Annotated in this window: 19 protein-coding genes; 14 read left to right on the top strand and 5 right to left on the bottom strand. The window is 43.8% G+C overall.

Annotated elements, in window-relative coordinates:
- Positions 1-14: 14 nt before the first annotated feature.
- Entirely contained in the window at positions 15-1,100 is a 1,086-nt protein-coding gene (gene serC / locus AB4Z45_RS05535; protein WP_441908261.1) for a 3-phosphoserine/phosphohydroxythreonine transaminase, read from the top strand.
- 99 nt (positions 1,101-1,199) lie between these two features.
- On the opposite strand, the gene AB4Z45_RS05530 is transcribed toward serC, so the two are convergent.
- Complete coding sequence (locus AB4Z45_RS05530; RefSeq protein ID WP_076267607.1) at positions 1,200-1,922, bottom strand: response regulator transcription factor; 723 nt, start codon at positions 1,920-1,922, stop codon at positions 1,200-1,202.
- 149 nt (positions 1,923-2,071) lie between these two features.
- Between AB4Z45_RS05530 and trmL the strand changes: the two genes are divergently transcribed.
- The 3 genes from trmL (at position 2,072) to AB4Z45_RS05515 (ending at position 4,498) form a co-directional block, all read left to right on the top strand.
- Positions 2,072-2,536, top strand: coding sequence for a tRNA (uridine(34)/cytosine(34)/5-carboxymethylaminomethyluridine(34)-2'-O)-methyltransferase TrmL (gene trmL / locus AB4Z45_RS05525; RefSeq protein WP_339204382.1), 465 nt, complete (start codon positions 2,072-2,074; stop codon positions 2,534-2,536).
- A 176-nt stretch (positions 2,537-2,712) separates the two neighbouring features.
- A complete protein-coding gene (locus AB4Z45_RS05520) occupies positions 2,713-2,961 on the top strand; it encodes an AbrB/MazE/SpoVT family DNA-binding domain-containing protein (RefSeq protein WP_054023539.1) in 249 nt (82 codons plus the stop codon).
- Positions 2,962-3,301: 340 nt separating this feature from the next.
- Positions 3,302-4,498: an aminotransferase-like domain-containing protein gene (locus AB4Z45_RS05515; RefSeq protein ID WP_441908260.1), complete on the top strand. Its 1,197-nt coding sequence runs from the start codon at positions 3,302-3,304 to the stop codon at positions 4,496-4,498.
- On the opposite strand, the gene AB4Z45_RS05510 is transcribed toward AB4Z45_RS05515, so the two are convergent.
- The gene (locus AB4Z45_RS05510) at positions 4,482-5,207 is read right to left on the bottom strand and encodes a DUF2161 family putative PD-(D/E)XK-type phosphodiesterase (RefSeq protein ID WP_339204379.1); all 726 of its coding nucleotides are present in this window, start codon (positions 5,205-5,207) and stop codon (positions 4,482-4,484) included. The two genes, AB4Z45_RS05515 and AB4Z45_RS05510, sit on opposite strands and share 17 nt — an antisense overlap.
- Before the next feature lie 242 nt (positions 5,208-5,449).
- Here AB4Z45_RS05510 and AB4Z45_RS05505 point away from each other — a divergent pair, with 242 nt between their 5' ends.
- From AB4Z45_RS05505 to AB4Z45_RS05470, 8 genes are all read left to right on the top strand, one after another.
- A complete protein-coding gene (locus AB4Z45_RS05505) occupies positions 5,450-7,345 on the top strand; it encodes a PrkA family serine protein kinase (RefSeq protein ID WP_339204377.1) in 1,896 nt (631 codons plus the stop codon).
- Positions 7,346-7,509: 164 nt separating this feature from the next.
- A complete protein-coding gene (locus AB4Z45_RS05500) occupies positions 7,510-8,517 on the top strand; it encodes a globin-coupled sensor protein (RefSeq protein WP_339204376.1) in 1,008 nt (335 codons plus the stop codon).
- Positions 8,518-8,741: 224 nt separating this feature from the next.
- Positions 8,742-10,199 carry a circularly permuted type 2 ATP-grasp protein gene (locus AB4Z45_RS05495; protein WP_441908259.1) on the top strand — a complete coding sequence of 486 codons (1,458 nt, stop codon included), beginning with the start codon at positions 8,742-8,744 and terminating at the stop codon, positions 10,197-10,199.
- A gap of 18 nt (positions 10,200-10,217) precedes the next feature.
- Entirely contained in the window at positions 10,218-11,213 is a 996-nt protein-coding gene (locus AB4Z45_RS05490) for an alpha-E domain-containing protein (protein ID WP_441908258.1), read from the top strand.
- Positions 11,210-12,100, top strand: a complete 891-nt coding sequence (locus AB4Z45_RS05485; RefSeq protein WP_076267615.1) for a transglutaminase family protein — start codon at positions 11,210-11,212, stop codon at positions 12,098-12,100. Before AB4Z45_RS05490 ends, AB4Z45_RS05485 begins: the two co-directional genes overlap by 4 nt.
- Positions 12,101-12,346: 246 nt before the next feature.
- The gene (locus AB4Z45_RS05480) at positions 12,347-13,183 is read left to right on the top strand and encodes a polysaccharide deacetylase family protein (protein ID WP_441908257.1); all 837 of its coding nucleotides are present in this window, start codon (positions 12,347-12,349) and stop codon (positions 13,181-13,183) included.
- A gap of 87 nt (positions 13,184-13,270) precedes the next feature.
- Positions 13,271-13,972 carry a YhcN/YlaJ family sporulation lipoprotein gene (locus AB4Z45_RS05475; protein ID WP_076267616.1) on the top strand — a complete coding sequence of 234 codons (702 nt, stop codon included), beginning with the start codon at positions 13,271-13,273 and terminating at the stop codon, positions 13,970-13,972.
- Between the two features lie 83 nt (positions 13,973-14,055).
- Positions 14,056-14,829, top strand: a complete 774-nt coding sequence (locus AB4Z45_RS05470; protein ID WP_256710856.1) for a polysaccharide deacetylase family protein — start codon at positions 14,056-14,058, stop codon at positions 14,827-14,829.
- 58 nt (positions 14,830-14,887) lie between these two features.
- On the opposite strand, the gene AB4Z45_RS05465 is transcribed toward AB4Z45_RS05470, so the two are convergent.
- The gene (locus AB4Z45_RS05465) at positions 14,888-15,502 is read right to left on the bottom strand and encodes a superoxide dismutase (RefSeq protein WP_441908256.1); all 615 of its coding nucleotides are present in this window, start codon (positions 15,500-15,502) and stop codon (positions 14,888-14,890) included.
- A gap of 127 nt (positions 15,503-15,629) precedes the next feature.
- A complete protein-coding gene (locus tag AB4Z45_RS05460) occupies positions 15,630-15,992 on the bottom strand; it encodes a HesB/IscA family protein (protein ID WP_441908255.1) in 363 nt (120 codons plus the stop codon).
- Between the two features lie 234 nt (positions 15,993-16,226).
- Between AB4Z45_RS05460 and AB4Z45_RS05455 the strand changes: the two genes are divergently transcribed.
- Entirely contained in the window at positions 16,227-16,880 is a 654-nt protein-coding gene (locus AB4Z45_RS05455; protein WP_441908254.1) for a helix-turn-helix transcriptional regulator, read from the top strand.
- A 39-nt stretch (positions 16,881-16,919) separates the two neighbouring features.
- Here AB4Z45_RS05455 and AB4Z45_RS05450 read toward each other — a convergent pair whose 3' ends face one another.
- Positions 16,920-17,918 (bottom strand): NAD(P)/FAD-dependent oxidoreductase, encoded by a 999-nt coding sequence (locus AB4Z45_RS05450; protein WP_441908253.1) that lies wholly within the window; start codon positions 17,916-17,918, stop codon positions 16,920-16,922.
- A 204-nt stretch (positions 17,919-18,122) separates the two neighbouring features.
- On the opposite strand from AB4Z45_RS05450, the gene AB4Z45_RS05445 reads away from it, so the two are divergent.
- Positions 18,123-18,662: an NADPH-dependent FMN reductase gene (locus tag AB4Z45_RS05445; protein WP_441908252.1), complete on the top strand. Its 540-nt coding sequence runs from the start codon at positions 18,123-18,125 to the stop codon at positions 18,660-18,662.
- The last annotated feature ends 166 nt before the right edge of the window (positions 18,663-18,828 follow it).

Here is an 18,828-nt window from a genome sequence, read left to right as displayed (position 1 = left end):
GTGGGTATCCGAAGATGACACGAGCATTTAATTTTAATGCAGGACCAGCCGCAATACCACTTGAGGTGCTGAAGCAAGCCCAGGAGCAATTTGTTGATTATCAGGGCGCAGGGATGTCCATTATGGAAATGTCTCACCGCAGCAAAATGTATGAAGAAGTGAACAATCAATCGCAAGCCCTGCTTCGTGAATTGTTCGGAATTTCAGAAAACTATGAGGTTTTATTGCTGCAAGGCGGCGCGAGCACACAGTTTGCTATGCTTCCTCTGAATCTTCTGCAGCCTGGCAAGCCAGGCGCTTACGTCATGACAGGAGCTTGGGCTGACAAAGCGCTTAAAGAAGCGAAACTTGTCGGAGAAACGGTTATTGCCGCTTCGACTGAAGCTGACAAATTTATGCGTATGCCGACTTTGTCAGAAATTGAAGTTCCGAGCAATGCTTCCTATGTACATTTAACATCAAATGAAACGATTGGCGGAACGCAGTTCCAAGAATTCCCTGACACTGGTGATGTGCCACTTATTGCGGATATGTCCAGTGATATTTTGAGCAGACCGATTGATGTAAGCAAATTTGGCGTCATTTATGCCGGCGCACAAAAAAACCTAGGTCCATCAGGCGTTACCGTTGTCATCATTCGTAAGGATCTTATCGAGAGCAGCAACAAAACGATTCCAACGATGTTCCGTTACAGCACGCATGCAAAGAGCGGCTCGTTGTACAATACACCGCCGTCTTTCTCGGTATATATGGTGAAGCTGGTTCTGGAGTGGATCAAGGCAAAAGGCGGAGTTTCTCAGCTAGAGCAGTACAACCGCGACAAAACGAAGCTGATCTATGACGCTATAGATCAAAGCAGCGGCTTCTACACGGGCTGTGCTCAGCCGCAAAGCCGTTCGCTTATGAATATTACTTTCCGTATTCAAACGGAGGAGCTTGAGGCTCTGTTCGTTAAGGAGTCGTTGAAAGAAGGTTTTGAAGGCTTGAAAGGTCATCGCGATGTTGGCGGCCTAAGAGCTTCGACATACAATGCGGTTCCGCTTGAGAGCTGCCAAGCCCTTGCACAATTCATGGCTGACTTCCAAAAACGGAACGGTTAATAAGTAGTTTTAATTTCACGCCTATAATTGCTAGAATAGAAACAGCCTGCTTCTAATATAGAAGCAGGCTGTTTTTTTGATATAGACGTTATAAGTTCATTAAGCTTGGGCAAGACTGCTCTCAGCAATATGAGGACCGTTTAATTTATAACCGACATTGCGGACGGTCATAATATATTCCGGCGTCCGTGCGTTTTTCTCGATCTTGTCGCGCAGATGGCTAATATGAACATCGACGATTCGTGTGTCGCCGAGGAAATGGTAATCCCATACGCCGTGCAGCAGCTGCTGGCGACTAAGCACTTTTCCTTTGTGGCGGCATAGGAACAATAGCAGTTCAAATTCCTTTGGCGTAAGCTCAACGGATTTGCCGTCTATGAATACTTCACGCTGTTCAACCTGAACCTTCAAGCGGCCAATGTTGAACGTTGTGTCATCAGCAGTGCCAGGAAGCGATTGAACTCGGCGGAATATAGCTTGAATACGAGAAACAAGCTCCTGCGGGCTAAAAGGTTTAGTCATATAGTCATCGGCACCATTATCAAGACCAGCTATTTTATCGGTTACGTCTTGAAGTGCAGTCAGCATAACGATGGGTACAGCATTGCTTTGCTTGCGCAGCTCGCGGCAAACTTGGAGTCCGTCCATTTTTGGCAGCATGAGATCTAGAACAATTAAGTCGGGACGGAAAGGCTTAAGCATTTCGAATACAGCTTCACCATCACCTACACAACGTACATCATAACCTGCCAGCTTTAAGTTAAATTCAATCAACATTGAAATAGATGGTTCGTCATCCACGATCAAAATTTTTTTTCGCATGATTCAGCTCTCCTCCATGTGTTTCCGCCTATTATGGTTCTATTATGAAGGTTGAAATTATGCTTGAGATTAACGGTACGTAAAGTGGGTGTAAAAATATTCGTCATTTTCGTGTATAATAGGCAAAATGAGAGGTGAGAAACAAAACTATGCCATTTCATATTGTTTTGGTAGAACCAGAAATTCCTGCAAATACAGGTAATATTTCTCGTACATGCGCTGCAACCGGCACTATTTTGCATTTGGTAAGACCACTAGGCTTCGATACGGACGATCGTACTTTGAAGAGAGCGGGACTCGATTATTGGCATTCGGTACATATCGAGTATCATGATTCCTTCGATGAGGTGCTCGCAAGTTATCCGCAAGGCCGATTCTTCTACGCAAGTACAAAAGCAAAGAAGACGTATTCACAGTTCGAGTATCAGGATGGCGATTTCTTTGTATTCGGGAAAGAAACAAAGGGCTTGCCACAGGAGCTTATAGATGCGAATATAGAAACTTGCATTAGATTGCCGATGACGGATAAAGTGCGATCACTTAATCTGTCCAATTCTGCAGCAATTATCGTGTATGAAGCGCTTAGACAAAATCATTTTCCAGGACTCGATTAAAAATGTTGATTTATTTCTCATTTTTTGGAATTTTTTTGCTCTAATAAAAAGAATTATTGCAGGATATTAAGAAATTATTAAATTAGGAAGGAAATACTGAAGTGCCATCGAAAGACTATAACGCAGAGGTTTCTCAAAAATAGCTTGCGAAACCAGACACAGAAGAGGTGAAAGTGATGAAACCAGCAGGTGTAGTAAGAAAAGTGGACCAACTCGGACGTATTGTACTTCCAAAATCATTACGTAAACGTTATTTGATGAACGAGGGCGATCCCGTTGAAATTTTCGTCCAAGGTGACCATATCATTTTGGAGCGTTACCGTCCAAAGTGTGTTTTTTGCGGTTCAATGGTTGAAGTGCGTGATTTCAAGGATCGCTATGTTTGTGGTGTATGTATGGAAGAAATGGCAGTTCTTCAACGCTAATCAGCGTTTTGGCATGCTGTATAACGAAATGAAGCTTCCCGAGAAGAGTATTGTTGCTCTTCGGGAAGCTTCATTTTTTTGTTGCGTTTGCTATAAGCGGATAAAGCAGGCTTATAGTCCTTTTGTTTTGTCATCATTGTAAGAGCTGGTAAGCATCGCCGTAATGAACAATGCAAACACAGTCATAACGATAATAAAGTTCATCTGTGGGACACCTCCAAGTATGCTGTCTTTATTATAACCAACGATGGCAAAAAAGAAAACTTTAAAAGTTGTGAACACATTGTTAACATAGAGAGTATAAGCATAGCAATATAGCTTGCGAGGAGGAGCAATCAATATGAATTATCGTTTTTCATCTAGAATATCAGAGCTTAAATCTTCAGCGGTCAGAGATATACTTAAGCTGACGCAAGGAAAGGAAATGATCTCATTTGCTGGAGGACTTCCAGCTGAGGAGCTGTTCCCCGTACAAGCCGTGCGCGAAGCAGCGGACCGTGTATTTACTGCTGGAGCAAGCGCATTGCAGTATGGTTTGACAGCTGGGTATTTGCCATTGCGGGAGCAGCTTAGTGAGCGCATGGCAGTTAAGCAAATGCATGTTAATCCAGATCAGATGATTCTGACGACTGGGTCGCAGCAGGCGATTGATTTGCTCGTTGGCGTACTTACAGAGCCTGGAGATGTAATCTTGGTTGAGAAGCCTACTTACTTGGCAAGCTTGCAAGTATTTGCTCTTCATGGTTTAAAGGTAGTGGCTGCGGAGAGTGATGAGCATGGAATCATTCCTGAGGATGCAGAACGTCTTATTCGCGAGCATCGTCCGAAGCTGCTTTATGCTGTACCGACATTCGGCAATCCAACGGGACGTGTATGGAGCGTTGATCGAAGGAAGAAAATACTTGCTCTCTGCAAGCAAAACGAAATGCCAATTATTGAAGATGATCCTTATGGTGACATAAAATTTGATGAGAGTGAGCAATTCCCTACACTGTTCTCATTAGAAGGACAAGTAGAGGGCGGCGCGGTTTTTTATACGAGTACGTTTTCTAAAACGGTAGCACCTGCGCTGCGGTCAGGTTGGGCTATCGGAGACAGTGAAGTCATCAACATGGTAGCCAAAGCTAAGCAAGCTGCCGATCTTCACTCGAGTACGATTGATCAACAAATATTAAGTCAATTGCTTAAAGGGTTTGATCTCGATGGTCATATCCGTCTTATCTCAAAGTCATACGGCGAGCGTATGCTTGAGATGCATGGGCTTCTTGAGCGCCAGGCAATTGAGGGCGTCACTTGGGTAAAACCGAAAGGCGGCATGTTCCTATGGCTGGACCTGCCTGACGGTTTGGATGCAGAGGCGCTCCTGCGGTGTGCGGTTCAAAAAGGGGTTGCGTTTGTGCCGGGCAGTTCTTTCTATGCCGATCATCCACAGCGCAACACTGCAAGGTTGAATTACACATATAATACAGGAGCGCGTACAGAACAAGGCGTATTGCGGTTTGTTGAAGCGATCGGTGAATTTACGGGGCGGAGCTAACCGATGCCGACCATTCAGCGATAACATTGCTATATTCAGATAATGCAGCCGCGCCCTCAGGGCGCAGGCTGTATTTGCCGCGTTCAATGCGATCGAACCAGCCATAATAATTGCTGCGCAGCGTTTCGCCGCTGCGTCTATAGCCAGTAATGGCTGCGACCTCGCGCGGTGCTAGTGGTCCCGAGGTGTGAAGCGCATAAGCACAGCGCAGAGCCTTCTCGCGGTATGCTGTAACAAGCTTGCGGCCTGTGCTGCCGCCGACGTTATAGTCGCCGCTGCGCTCCTTAAACTCGGTCAGCAGCTGTGCTTGCTTCTTGCGCCTTACTCCGCGCAGCGGCGGATCGCCCGGCTGACACAACCAATCGATGACCGGCGGCTTTGTTTTGTAGAAGGTTACGGTCATAAACCCGAGTCCAAGCATTCGGCAAAGTTCAGTCAAATCGCCAAAGCGCTGGTTGTGCGCTCCGCTTTTCGTTCGATTGCGTTCAACCGCCAGCACGACATGGCTATTTAATCGAAGACGTTCAACCCCTTGCAAAAGCAAGGCGAGGTTGAATGTTTTTTTCATTTCGACAATTATCGTATCCGCTCGCTCAGGATGTATAGCGACCAAATCGCAATGAAGGACCTCGCTTTTTACCGCATACCCAAGCTGCTCATAATACTTTTTTATAGGTTTGTAGAGCTCTTCTTCGCGTGCTACTGCCACGTTTGCTAACTCCTCTCCTCGTTCATTTCCATTGATGCTTATGAATCATTATAGCAAAGGATTTTGTGCACTTGTCGTTTTTTGATGGATGAAGGACAAAAATAGTGTGCAATTATCTCCTAGAATAAGCATAGGAATGTAATACCTCAATAAAAGTTGGCACCACTCGATAGAGCGTCTAGAGACAAATCCCGGGCGTAGAATGATAAGTGGAATGCGGAAGCGATGGGAGGAGGCACGGTATGGACATTTTCAAGCGAATATCGGAGTATCAGGCTGAGAGCGAGAAACTTGCTTGGACAGGAACATTCAAGGATTACGTTGATTTGTTAAGGAAGGACCCGTCCCCGGCCATGACAGCACATTCTCGCGTTTATGAAATGATTGAATCTCATGGGGTGGAAGATGTTGGCGGCAACAAGCAGTATAAATTTTTCGATCAAGAAATTTTTGGGCTGGATCGTGCGGTGGAGAAGCTGGTTGAAGAATATTTCCATTCATCAGCTCGCAGGCTGGAGGTTCGCAAACGGATTCTATTGTTGATGGGTCCGGTCAGCGGAGGAAAGTCCACGATCGTTACGATGCTCAAAAAAGGTCTTGAGAAATTTTCCAGAACTGAGCGTGGAGCCGTTTATGCGATTAAAGGCTGCCCGATGCATGAGGATCCGCTTCATCTTATTCCCCATGAGCTTCGGCTTGATATTGAAAAAGAGCTTAGTGTTCGAATTGAAGGGAATCTATGCCCTTCATGCCAAATGAGGCTTACGACGGAATACAGCGGCGATATTGAAAACGTACTCGTTGAGCGGGTGTTTATTTCTGAGGATAACCGTGTTGGTATTGGCACATTCAGCCCATCCGATCCGAAGTCGCAAGATATTGCCGATCTTACAGGAAGCATCGATTTCTCGACGATAACGGAGTATGGATCTGAATCCGATCCTCGCGCCTATCGTTTTGACGGAGAGCTTAATAAGGCAAATCGCGGATTGATGGAATTTCAAGAAATGCTCAAGTGTGATGAGAAGTTTCTATGGAACTTGCTCTCACTGACGCAGGAAGGCAACTTTAAAGCAGGCCGATTCGCTTTGATCAGCGCGGATGAGCTTATTATTGCTCATACGAATGAATCGGAGTACAAATCGTTCATAAGCAATAAGAAAAATGAGGCCTTGCATTCCAGGATGATCGTTATGCCGGTCCCTTACAATTTGCGAGTGTCCGACGAAGAAAAAATTTATAAGAAGCTAATCGCACAAAGCGATATGCGCCATATCCATATCGCACCGCATGCGCTGCGTGCTGCTGCCATCTTCTCCATCTTAACGAGGCTGAAGGAAACGAAGAAGCAAGGCATGGATCTTGTGAAGAAAATGCGGATGTACGATGGCGAGGAAGTCGAAGGGTTCAAGGAAGCAGATTTGAAGGAAATGCAAAACGAATACTTAGAGGAAGGCATGACAGGGATTGATCCGCGCTACGTCATTAACCGAATTTCCAGCGCGCTTATTAAGCAGGATACACAATGTATTAATGCGCTTGATGTTTTGCGTGCGCTTAAGGAAGGATTGGATCACCATCCATCCATTACGAAGGATGAGCGTGAGCGCTACTTGAATTTCATCTCGGTGGCCCGCAAGGAATATGATCTGCTCGCGAAAAAAGAAATTCAAAAGGCATTCGTATACTCCTATGAGGAATCTGCCCGCACCTTATTTGAAAATTACTTGGATAACATTGAATCGTATTGCAACTGGGCAAAAATTAAAGATCCGCTGACAGGCGAAGAGATGGATCCGGATGAGCGCCTCATGCGTTCCATCGAGGAGCAAATTGGCGTCTCCGAAAATGCGAAAAAAGCGTTCCGCGAAGAGATTTTGATTCGAATCTCGTCTTATTCGCGGAAAGGGAAAAAGTTTGATTTTACAAGTCACGAGCGTTTGCGCGAAGCCGTTGAGAAGAAGCTGTTCGCCGATCTGAAGGATATTGTGAAAATAACGACTTCTACAAAAACACCGGATGAGAGTCAATTGAAGCGAATTAATGAAGTAACGAAACGTCTTATGGATGAGCATAGCTACTGCTCGGTATGTTCAAATGAATTGCTTCGTTATGTAGGAAGCCTGCTCAATCGATAAATGATTGACCTGATTATTAGAGAAGCTGATAGACATTTGTCTATCGGCTTTTCTTTTCTTCCTGTAGGTTTAAAAAGAATTTGAGATGATCATACTGTTTCTTGAATATTTTCCGATATAATAGGTAATAGTGGTCTACTATATACCGAAGGAGTCGGGCTATTTTGATTAATTTATCAGCAGAGCGCAAGAAGCAGATTGAATACACGGGCATTACGGAGCAGGATCTCAAAATTTTAGCGGAATGCAAGCCCATTTTTCAAAATATTGTCCATGAAGTAGTCGACCGATTTTATGAAACTATTGGCCAGCAGCCGGAGCTTGTAGCTATTATTTCTAACGTAAGCACCATTGAGCGTTTGAAGGAAACGCAGATATGGTATTACATGTCGCTTACCGAGGGGGTAATCGACCAGGCTTACATTGATAACCGCATAAAAATAGGCGCTGTTCATTCCCGAATTGGACTGACGACGGACTGGTATTTGGGTACATATATGACTTATCTGGACATATCGACGAACGTACTGAAAAGAGTTCTTCCTGAACGCTGGAAGGATGTTGTGCATGCTTTGACGAAATTGTTCAATCTGGACTCGCAATTCGTGCTTGAAGCTTACAATCAGCATGAACAGAAAAAAATTCAAGAGCTGGCGGACAATCGTTCCATCATGCTGACGACTGTTACGAGTGCTGTGCAGGAGCTTGCTTCACTTATGTTTGAATTGGACGAGGGTGCACAATCGATTGCGGCAACTGCGATTTCGACTTCGCAATCTCAGGATAAGACGCATACACTATTAGGTGAGCTTCGTGAAGAGCTTGAAGGCATTAACGAGATGGGAACTTTGATTCGAGGCATATCGGATCAGACGCATTTGTTAGGTCTTAATGCTGCGATAGAAGCTGCGAGAGCTGGCGAAAATGGGAGAGGCTTCGAGGTTGTTGCGAATGAAGTGCGCAAGCTGGCCGCGTCATCAAGGAACGCACTTGAAGGGATACAGTCAAAGCTTGAGGAAATCGATAAGAAGCTATCCGCAGTGCGCCTTGAATCTGAGCAAACCTCGGTTGAGGCCCGTAATCAAGCAGCTCGATCCCAAGAACTGGCTTCATTCGTTAATATGGTTGATAAAGTTACAAAGGATTTGCAGCAATTAAACCAATCCGAATAGGAAATGCAGCTCAGAAAAAGCAGGAATTCTCTCACTTGAGGGTTCCTGCTTTCGTGTTATATAAGTTGACACAATATTCAGAATTTAGTATGATTATCCTAACATTCCGGTACAATTTTGGAATTAATGTTAAGTTTTTTAACGTGAAATCAACAAATTAGATCGATTTTTCACCTAGCTAGTACCAAACTGGTATAGCGGCCATCATGAAGGAGGCGGTTGTCATGTCGACGGCCAAACAGTCGCAATCGCAATATTACGATGCCCAGACCTTTTACGATGAAATGTTCGATAAGGACTTTTCTGTTCGTGATCACTACGAAAGCGTTCATCGTTTATTCGGAAGAATGAATCCATCTGAGCTTGCAGTGAGGCAAAACGCGATTAATCAAAGAATGATGGAGGAGGGCATTACCTTCACGCTGTACAGCGGTGCGCAAAATGAGCCGCTTGAGCGAACGATTCCGTTCGATTATATCCCTCGCGTCATACCGAAGCATGAATGGGATGGCGTTGACCGAGGAGTAAGGCAGCGAATCAAAGCTTTGAATGCATTCCTTCATGATGTATATCACGGACAAAAAATTGTAGCAGACGGTATCATTCCTCGTAGAATGATTGTTTCAAATACTTATTTTCGGCCTGAAATGGCTGGTCTACATGTTCCAGGCGGTGTATATATTACAGCATCGGGCATTGATTTGATTCGTGATGAGAAGGGCCGATATTATGTGCTGGAGGATAATTTGCGATCTCCATCAGGCTTTTCTTATTTGTTTAAAGGCAGAACATTAATGAATGAGCTATTTCATGATTTGTATTTATCAAGCTCCGTACAAAGTATTGACCGCAGCTTAAATTGTTTTCTAAGCTCACTTCGCGCGCTTTCTCCAAGCGGCAAACGCGACCCCTTGATCGTGCTGCTCACTCCTGGTGCTTATAATTCAGCTTATTATGAACATACCTTTTTGGCGCAGCAGATGGGCATTCACCTCGTTGAAGGCAGGGACCTCGTATACAAAGACCACAAAATTTATTTGCGTGATTTGCGCGGACTTCGTCAAGTGGATGTTATTTATCGACGCATTGATGATGATTTTCTTGATCCGCTTGCCTTTCAGCCGGATTCCTTCCTTGGTGTACCTGGACTCATGAACGCTTATCGTGCCGGAAATGTAGCGATCGCTAATGCGCCGGGAACAGGCGTGGCGGACGATAAAGCCGTTTACGCTTATGTTCCAGACATGATTCGTTACTATTTGGGAGAAGAGCCTCTTTTGCATAACGTTCCAACGTACATTTTAACGCGCAAGGAGGAACGTGATTACGTGCTGGAACACTTAGATCAGCTCGTCGTGAAGGAGACATCGCTCTCGGGGGGCTATGGCATGTTGATTGGTCCAAGCGCTTCCCTGCCCGAGATTCATGCATTTGCTGAAGCTATTAAGCGGGAACCTGAGCGATATATCGCCCAGACGACGATGAAGCTCTCGCGAGCGCCGGTTATGGTGGATGGCGGCATGACGCCTCGGCATATTGATTTGCGCGCTTTTGCTTTGATGGGTGAAGAGACACACGTCATTCCGGGCGGTTTAACACGTGTTGCAATGAAGGAAGGTTCACTTGTAGTCAACTCTTCTCAGGGCGGCGGAGTCAAGGATACGTGGGTCCTAAAACGATAATTAACAGGAGGGATTGCTATGTTGAACCGAAATGCAGAAGCGTTGTTTTGGATAGGCCGCTACATGGAGCGTGCTGAGAATCATGCTAGATTAATTGATGTTCATTACCACCTGCAGGTTGACGACGACACGCCAAGCCTAAAAGGAAAGCTGGAGGGCGACGATATGGTGTCTTATTCTAAATGGGCAAGAATCGTAGACGCTCTTGGCAGCCGAGAGGCTTATGAACAGCAATATAGCAGCTACAATGAACGTGATGTTCTGTTCTACACGACGCTTGATCGTGATAATCCGAACTCTTTAGTTTCCTGCGTCAGTCATGCTCGCGGCAATCTTCGTACATTGCGCGAGAAGGTGCCAAGTGAAATGTGGGACGCAACAAATGCTTTTTATTTGTGGCTGCGTGAGAAGCAGCCGGATGATTTGCTGCGTGAATCTCCGCATTTGTTTTTCGGAAGAATCAAGGAATGGACGGCGCTTTTTCAAGGGGTCAGCCAATCTGTCATGCCAAGGGAAAATGAATGGCATTTCATTGAATGCGGGCGTTACTTGGAGCGCTCTGAGAATACGCTGCGCATCATTAAGGCAGTGGGCAACGCAGCTAGCGGCGAGGATTGGGACAATGCAAGGGCATATCCTTATTTGCAGGCCGTACTGCGCTCGGTTAGCGGTTATCAAGCGTTTCGTCGTTATTATGCTGATGGCATCTCTGTGGAGTCGATCGTTGAATTTGTTGTTCTTAATGGTGTGTTTCCGCGGTCTCTTCATTTTGCACTGCATACCCTTGATGAACATATGCGGCATATTGAACTGCAGGATAAACAGCTTCGCACAGCACATGAGAAAGTAATCCGCCAAGTGAGCAAGGTGAAAGCGGATTTGGCGTGTCTTGAGCGAGAGGATATGGTCATTGATCGGAATGGAACGATCGTTGCTCATTTGCTGGATGCTTGTCAGCAGCTTGGGATGGCTTTTGCCAAAACCTTTTTTCGTATGGGGGAGGCAAGCGCATGAAGCTCAGTATTTCACATGTCACGCAGTACGAGTATGCAGAGTCAGTGACGGACAGTGTCAATGAAATTAGACTAACGCCCAGCACCAATGAAAGACAGTCCTGTTACCAGCAAGCGATTTCGATTGAACCGAATGCCTCTTTGTTCACCTATGAGGACTATTTTGGCAATCGTGTTCATGCGTTCTCGGTTAATGGTCCCCATAAGCGGCTTACCATTCGAACATCTATGACCGTTGTTACAAAGCAGGCGCCAACGTCGGAGGAACGTGAACAATACTTAAGCAAGCGGCCGCCAGAGCAGGCATGGAACTGGTTAAGAACAGATGAAGCTGCCAACCGGTTCACCGAGTTTTTGCTTACGACAGAATATACAGCTGTTACGTCTGAGGTGGAGCAATTTGCTGGTGAAATTTTGAGCGCAAGCTCAAGCAGTCAAGCCAGCGTTCTAGATTGGCTAAGTGCACTGTCTACAAAGATTAGGAGCGAGTTCATTTATGATCCTGAAGCGACAGATGTAAAGACGAAAACATCGGATATGTTTTTGAGCAAACGCGGCGTATGTCAGGATTTTGCGCATTTAATGATCGCAAGCTGCAGAGCTTTTGGCATCCCAGCCAGATACGTAAGCGGCTATCACTTTGTTGGTGATTTGCAGGGAGGAAGCGCTGATTTCGAGCAAGCTTCGCATGCTTGGGTTGAAGCGTTTGTACCTGGACTAGGCTGGTGCAGCTTTGATCCCACTAACGTTGATCCTGTTGGGGAGCGTTATGTAAAGCTTGGGCACGGGCGGGATTATAAAGATATTGTGCCGGTTAAAGGTGTATATAGAGGCACGGGCGAGCAAATATTGCATGTATCTGTAGATGTAAGAAATGTTGAGGATTAAACGATGACGATGGACAATCAAATGTAGAGGGAACAGTTAACCGCTTATGTAGAATGCGGATACTGTTCCTTTTTTGCGTGCAAAAACTGCTTGGACGGATAAGAAGCATGTTGATTCAAGGCATGGAAGCTACTTTTACCATGTATGATTGCTGGTGCTTTGCAGACCTTATGACTATGACCCTCCAGAGGATATAGCAAAAATTTGAGAACAGCTGAGTTCATGAGAAAGGAGCAAATCGACAAAATGAACATCATTTTTCGAATGACCTTCATGCTGAGTCTGGCTTTTCTAATACTTATAAGTTCCTCCTCTGTTTCGGCAAAGAGCTCATCTGGCGTGTATAAGGATAAAGTCGCTGTTCTAATGTATCATCATGTTCACGATAAAGATTCAAGCTCTTCGACGATTTCGTCGATGCTCTTTCGGGATCAGCTGATTTATTTAAAGAGCAAGGGCTACCAGTTCATTAGGCTGGAGGACTTTCGTCATTTTTTGGCTGGCGGAACCGTACCGAGTAATGCCGTATTGATTACGTTTGATGACGGATACGAAAGTTTTTACAAAGTGGCTTATCCGATCCTAAAAGAATTATCCATTCCAGCAGTTAATTTTACGATTACAAGCTATTTAGAGAAGCCATCTAAGACGATACCGCATTTATCTTACGCGCAAATAAAACAAATGATGGCTAAATCAACAAGTATCGATTTTCAATGCCATACGAATCAATTGCATAAGAAGGTTGGGGAGAAAAGCGCATTAACTTATGTAAATAAAAAAGCAGGCGGGAAAAATGCACTGGAGCTTCATAAGTCACGCGTTAAACAGGACACTCAAACATGCGTGAATCTGCTGAAAAAAGCAGGAGTGAAAAATCCGGATTCAATCAGCTATCCTTTTGGCATATATTCTAAGTCTTTGTTTCCAACGATGCTGGGGTCAGGCGTTATTTATGGCTATACAACAAAACCTGGTTTGGCCAAAAAAGGGATAAATAAATTGGAAATACCGCGCATTAATGCAGGCAGTCCCGATATTACGCCTGAGGTGCTTTATAAACGAATAAAAAGGTTAACTTAAATGCCGTTGTTGCTTGAAATATTTTTTCCATGTATGAATGATCACTTTTAGCACAACTTATTATCATCAAACAGGAGGTGTTATGTAGTGAAAAAACATTTAAAACCGGTTCTTACTTCAGTTATGGTGCTTGCAATTGGATTTTCGATATCGGCATGCGGTCAAAACCATACGGTGAACCAAAAATCGATGAGAGTTAAAAACGACATGAATCGTATTGAATCAAAAATGGTTCCTCACGGCACTAATATGACGGATAGAAGATATAACAATTTGGATAATAGAGCATATGGTGTCGATCCTTTAGTGAATAATAACAATTCATACAGCGCCAATCCTTATAGTGCTAACCGCACCTATGGTATTGACGGTGATGGAATGAATGGAACCAACAGTCTCAATGGCACAAATCGTATGAATGGCACTGATGGAACTGTACATCGCCTCGGAATGGATCATAATAAAAGCGCTGGTCAATTAGCTAACCGTGCTAAGCAAGTTAGCGGTGTGAAAAAAGCAACAGTCGTCATTCATAATAAAGATGCAATCGTAGGCCTAGATGTTGATAACATCGGCAAAAAAGCCATTATTGAGAAACAAGTGCATGCTGCCTTAAAAGGACAATACCCTGAGTACAACATTCATGTGACATCCGATCAAGGTATGCATAAGAAAATACAATCGATGAACACGAGCATGACTAATGGTCATCCATTGAAGACATTAGCGAATGACGTGACCATCATGATTCGCGATATTGGCAATGCCGTAACCGCTCCGCTCCGTTAATAAGACTTGATATCGGCAGCTCCATATGGAGCTGCCGAATCCATCTTGTCATACATATCGATAAGCCGCTAGGAGGAAAACCGTTGTCCATTAGTAAGCGTGGCCTGCTATTGCTGCTCATGTTCGTTTTTTTGGTAGGTTTCTCAGCACCAATTAAAAAGGACCGTTTTTTTTATGAGAAGCGGGGGGAAATTGTGTGGGAGGTTCCTACTGAGGATAAGAAAATTGCTTTAACCTTTGACGATGGGCCATATCCGAAAACAACGGAAGTTATTCTCGATTTGCTGCAGAAATACAATGCGAAAGCAACGTTTTTTGTACTGGGCAACAAGGTGAAGCTTTACCCGGAAACAATTAAGCGAGAAATTGCAGAAGGGCATGAGGTAGCCAATCATACGTTTAATCATGTTTACTTCTTGAAATCAATAAGCCAAGCGACTATTCGAGATGAGATCGTAAAAACTGAAAATGCGTTAGAAGCCTTGACGGGGAAAAAGCCGCTTTTATTTCGCCCGCCGGGAGGCTATTACAATGAAAATTCAATTCAGGTTGCGAAAACATTAGGTTACACAACGATTTTGTGGTCGTGGCATCAAGATACAAATGATTGGCGAAGCCCTGGAGTGAACAAAATTGTAAACAAAGTTTTGAATAACGCAAGAAACGGAGACATTGTATTGCTGCATGATTACATTCCTGGTTCTCAGCAAACAGTCAAAGCCTTGGAGACGATACTGTACGAGCTGGATAAACGGGGTTTTCAATTCGTGACCGTAACGGAGCTAATGAAATCAATGACAAGCGTAGAATCAAAGGTTGACGACGGCAGTGACGGCAGCATTTTGGAGTCGCCATAAGCATGACAAAAGCTAGGTTGCCATGCAGCAGCCTAGCTTTTTATAATCCGTTGTCATCTTATTTTATAGCCGCTTCGTATCGTTCCGCTACAACATCCCATAACACGATATTCCAAAATGCTGAAATATAATCAGGGCGTTTGTTTTGGTAGTTCAGATAATAAGCGTGCTCCCAAACATCGAGTCCTAAAATGGGAGTCAGATTATCCATAAGCGGACTATCTTGATTAGGCGTGCTCGAAACGAACAAATGGCCTTTATGATCTACGCTTAACCACGCCCACCCGCTGCCGAAACGAGTTGTAGCTGCTTTCGTAAACTGCTCCTTAAACGAGTCGAAGCCGCCTAATTCTTTATCGATAGCTTCTGCCAAATGACCAGCAGGCAATCCTCCGCCACTTGGTCCAATCGATTCCCAAAATAAAGAGTGGTTGGCGTGTCCGCCTCCATTGTTCTGTACGGCTGTCCGAATATCTAAAGGGACGCTTTTTAAATCTTGAAGCAGCTCATCTAAGCTTTTTTGCTGAAGCTCAGGATAGTCCGCCAAAGCGGCGTTTAAGTTTGTTACATACGTATTATGATGGCGGTCATGATGAATCATCATCGTTTGCTCGTCGATATGCGGTTCCAAAGCGTTGTTTGCATAAGGCAGTTCAGGTAATTGATGTGACATGGTTCATTCCTCCATAAGTTGATTTGGTAAGTTATACTTACAGCTTAATTGATATTTCATACTTAGTCAATATAAATGTATAATAAGTGTGATAAAAAAATGCCTCTTTCCGAATGGGAGGAGAGGGTTATTCATCGCATTTTTCGCGTTTGCCTTTGAAGGTCGCCGTACGAAAGCTAGCTCCGCAGCCGCAGGTTGCTTTAGCATTGGGATTATCAATCGTGAAGCCGCCAGTCATGCCTTGCTCCACATAATCAATTTTTAACCCCGCCAAATAAGGCTCGCTCTGAGTGTTCCACACCACGTTGATATGATCCGTTTGCAAGGAGTGGTCATCGTTTGTTATGGTATCATCCAATTTGATGTTATAGGATAATCCGCTGCAGCCGCCATCTTCAACGCCTACTCGCAAAAACGTACGATCATTTCCTGATTCGATAACCATTTGATTAATAATGGACTCTGCTTTTTCGCTTATTTCTATCATCATTATGCACCTCGCTTAGAATTGGAAAAAAGGATGGAGTTGAATTATTAAATTTATTATATATAATAGTATATAAAAGATCAAATCTAATTTTGATGATCCATTCCGATAAATGAAGATGAATAGCAGGATGAATTATTGCAGAGTGGAGACATTGATTTTAGAAAATGTTATTATTGCAGTATTCATTTCAGACATGAAATATTTCATATGACAATTATCGGAAGGTGATTAGGAATGACCAATATAGATCAAGGACAGCTTTCAACAAGAGAATATATTCTTCAGCTGCTGAAGACGAAGGGTAATTTAAGTACAAAGGATCTTACGGAAGAGCTGGGAATTACGGTAATGGCCGTTAGACGTCATATTCAATCGCTGGAGAGGGATAATCTTATCTCATCGAAGACCATCAGACAAGCAATGGGCAGACCAACAGCGGTTTATTGTTTAACGGAGCATGCAGACGGATTTTTCCCGCGCAAATATCATACCTTAACGCTTGAATTATTGGATGAGCTTACCGATCAGCTTGGCTCGTCGGCGGTAGAGTCGTTATTTGAAGGCCGCAAAAACAAAATGACTAAAAAATACGAATTGAGCATGCAAAGCAAAGAGCTTGAGGATAGAGTGAAGGCACTCGCAGAAATTCAGAACGAGAATGGATATATGGTGGAATGGGAAAAGATCAACAACGAACAATTTATTTTGAAAGAAAATAATTGCCCAATTGAGCAAGTAGCGACCAAATATCAGCATGCCTGCCAATGTGAATTGAAGCTGTTTGAAACGATGCTTGGCGATGTAGAGGTTTCGAGATCCGAGTGTCTTGCCAAAGGCGGACAAAGATGTACCTATTCCATAAAAAAGAGACAAAAACAAGAACAGTGAGGTAGCATTTATATCTCACTGTTCTTGTTTTTTCTGTGGTTAAAGTTTCAGATTGCTGCTGTGGCCGGGCGAGAGTTTAGCTGTAGGGTCCAAATAAACCTTAGCGTTATTAATGGCAGTAGGAGCTTCTCCGAAACCAACTGCAATAAGCTTTATTTTGCCGGGATAGCTTGTAATGTCTCCAGCTGCAAAGATCCCTTTAATATTCGTTTCCATTCGAGTATCAACGACGATAGAGCCGTTCTCCACTTCTAATCCCCATTCCAAAATGGGACCAAGCGAGGAAACAAAACCAAAATTAACGATGAGCGCGTCGCATGCGAGTTCGCGTGTTTCTCCTGTTTTGCCAGACGTAATCGTTATTTTCTCGATCTGTTCATCCCCGTGCAGCTCTGTAATCTCCGCTGGTGTAATGACATTCACTTTCGATTTTAGTAGATTTTCGACACTGTGCTCGTGAGCGCGGAACTTGTCCCGCCTATGAATGAGCGTAACCTCTTCAGCAATCGGTTCAAGCATAAGCGCCCAGTCGACCGCGGAATCGCCGCCTCCGTTAATGATCACCCTTTTGCCGCTATACTGATTCAAGTCACTTATAAAATACTGCAAGTTTGTATTTTCGAAAGGTTTGGCTTCTGGAAGCTCTAATCGACGCGGCTCAAATGCGCCTATGCCGCCGGTAATAATGACAGATTTACTAAAGTGTGTTCCTTTATCGGTGATGATTTCAAAATGATGCTCGTCCTTCTTAATCACCTGCTGAACCTTTTCTTCCAGGCAAACCTGCACAGGGAAATGATTCATTTGTTCTTGTAAATTATGAATAAGCTGCTGAGCTGTCACCTTAGGAAATCCAGCAACATCATATATATATTTCTCAGGGTAAAGAGCGGCCAACTGCCCGCCGAGCTGAGGCATACTGTCCAAAATTTTCACGCTTGCATGCCGCATCCCAGCATAAAACGCAGCGAACATCCCTGTTGGGCCGCCACCAATAATTGTTATATCTGTAAATAGATCTGGTTGTTCATTGCTCACGAAAGGTTCTCTCCCTTTTTATTTATATATAGTATATTAAAATATATAATAAATGTATCTTATCTGTTAGATCATGTCAACGCTGTGGATATGGTCATTGACAAAGAACAAATGACCTCAATATAATATACATTATAGTTTAAAAAGTGTCTAATCAAAAACGGAATAAAAATCAATATAAAATTTGCGGGAGCGTGAAAAAGGATGAAATTGTTGGGCATTTCAGGTACTATTTTGGGATCAAAAACAGCTGCGGCTGTAGATGCGAGCTTAGACGTTGTCAGGAACAAATATCCGGATATTGAAGTCGATTTTCTGGATATGCGGCATTACAAAAACGTGCAATTTTGCGACGGAAGCAATATATCTGACTACAATGAAGATACACAAAAGGTAATTGAGATGATAACAGCTGCTGATTTCTATATTATCGGCACACCGATTTTTCAGTCGTCGATTACCGGCGTATTAAAAAATCTATTTGATCTCGTTCCCGTTCCTAAAATATCGAACAAAGTAATGGGATTTATCGCTACTGGAGGAACCAGTCATCATTACCTCGTAGTTGAAAATCAGCTGAAGCCGATAGCTGGTTATTTTAGAGCTTATGTAGCACCGGGGCATGTTTATATTCATGATGAACATTTTGATGAGCAGCAGCAAATTGCAAATGAGGACATCATTGCGCGTATCGAGAAATTAGCCGATGAAGTTGTATTTATGCAGACTAGGCTAAAAGGTTAAGCAAAGAATAAATAAGGAAGGGGCTGTCCCAAAAGCGTTAAGCTCACTGAAGGGATAGCTCGCTTTGAACAGAAATATTGCAAAATATGAAAAATAGCCGTACAGGGTGGTCTATTCCTGTACGGCTATTTTTTTCTTTTGGTCTATGGTTGCTTTCTTCATCAGA

This window comes from Paenibacillus sp. MCAF9 (genome assembly GCF_052114265.1).
GTDB lineage: Bacteria > Bacillota > Bacilli > Paenibacillales > Paenibacillaceae > Pristimantibacillus.
Note: the sequence above shows the minus strand (reverse complement) of the source record. Positions and strands in the feature narration are given on the sequence as shown.

Excerpts from the sequence above, each read along its gene's own strand:
- AB4Z45_RS05485 (WP_076267615.1), top strand. The coding sequence starts at position 11,210 with ATGAAGCTCAGTATTTCACATGTCACGCAGTACGAGTATGCAGAGTCA.
- AB4Z45_RS05505 (WP_339204377.1), top strand. The coding sequence starts at position 5,450 with ATGGACATTTTCAAGCGAATATCGGAGTATCAGGCTGAGAGCGAGAAA.
- AB4Z45_RS05495 (WP_441908259.1), top strand. The coding sequence starts at position 8,742 with ATGTCGACGGCCAAACAGTCGCAATCGCAATATTACGATGCCCAGACC.
- AB4Z45_RS05460 (WP_441908255.1), bottom strand. The coding sequence starts at position 15,992 with ATGATGATAGAAATAAGCGAAAAAGCAGAGTCCATTATTAATCAAATG.
- serC (WP_441908261.1), top strand. The coding sequence starts at position 15 with ATGACACGAGCATTTAATTTTAATGCAGGACCAGCCGCAATACCACTT.
- AB4Z45_RS05455 (WP_441908254.1), top strand. The coding sequence starts at position 16,227 with ATGACCAATATAGATCAAGGACAGCTTTCAACAAGAGAATATATTCTT.
- AB4Z45_RS05480 (WP_441908257.1), top strand. The coding sequence starts at position 12,347 with ATGAACATCATTTTTCGAATGACCTTCATGCTGAGTCTGGCTTTTCTA.
- AB4Z45_RS05530 (WP_076267607.1), bottom strand. The coding sequence starts at position 1,922 with ATGCGAAAAAAAATTTTGATCGTGGATGACGAACCATCTATTTCAATG.
- AB4Z45_RS05515 (WP_441908260.1), top strand. The coding sequence starts at position 3,302 with ATGAATTATCGTTTTTCATCTAGAATATCAGAGCTTAAATCTTCAGCG.
- AB4Z45_RS05490 (WP_441908258.1), top strand. The coding sequence starts at position 10,218 with ATGTTGAACCGAAATGCAGAAGCGTTGTTTTGGATAGGCCGCTACATG.
- AB4Z45_RS05445 (WP_441908252.1), top strand. The coding sequence starts at position 18,123 with ATGAAATTGTTGGGCATTTCAGGTACTATTTTGGGATCAAAAACAGCT.
- AB4Z45_RS05520 (WP_054023539.1), top strand. The coding sequence starts at position 2,713 with ATGAAACCAGCAGGTGTAGTAAGAAAAGTGGACCAACTCGGACGTATT.
- trmL (WP_339204382.1), top strand. The coding sequence starts at position 2,072 with ATGCCATTTCATATTGTTTTGGTAGAACCAGAAATTCCTGCAAATACA.
- AB4Z45_RS05465 (WP_441908256.1), bottom strand. The coding sequence starts at position 15,502 with ATGTCACATCAATTACCTGAACTGCCTTATGCAAACAACGCTTTGGAA.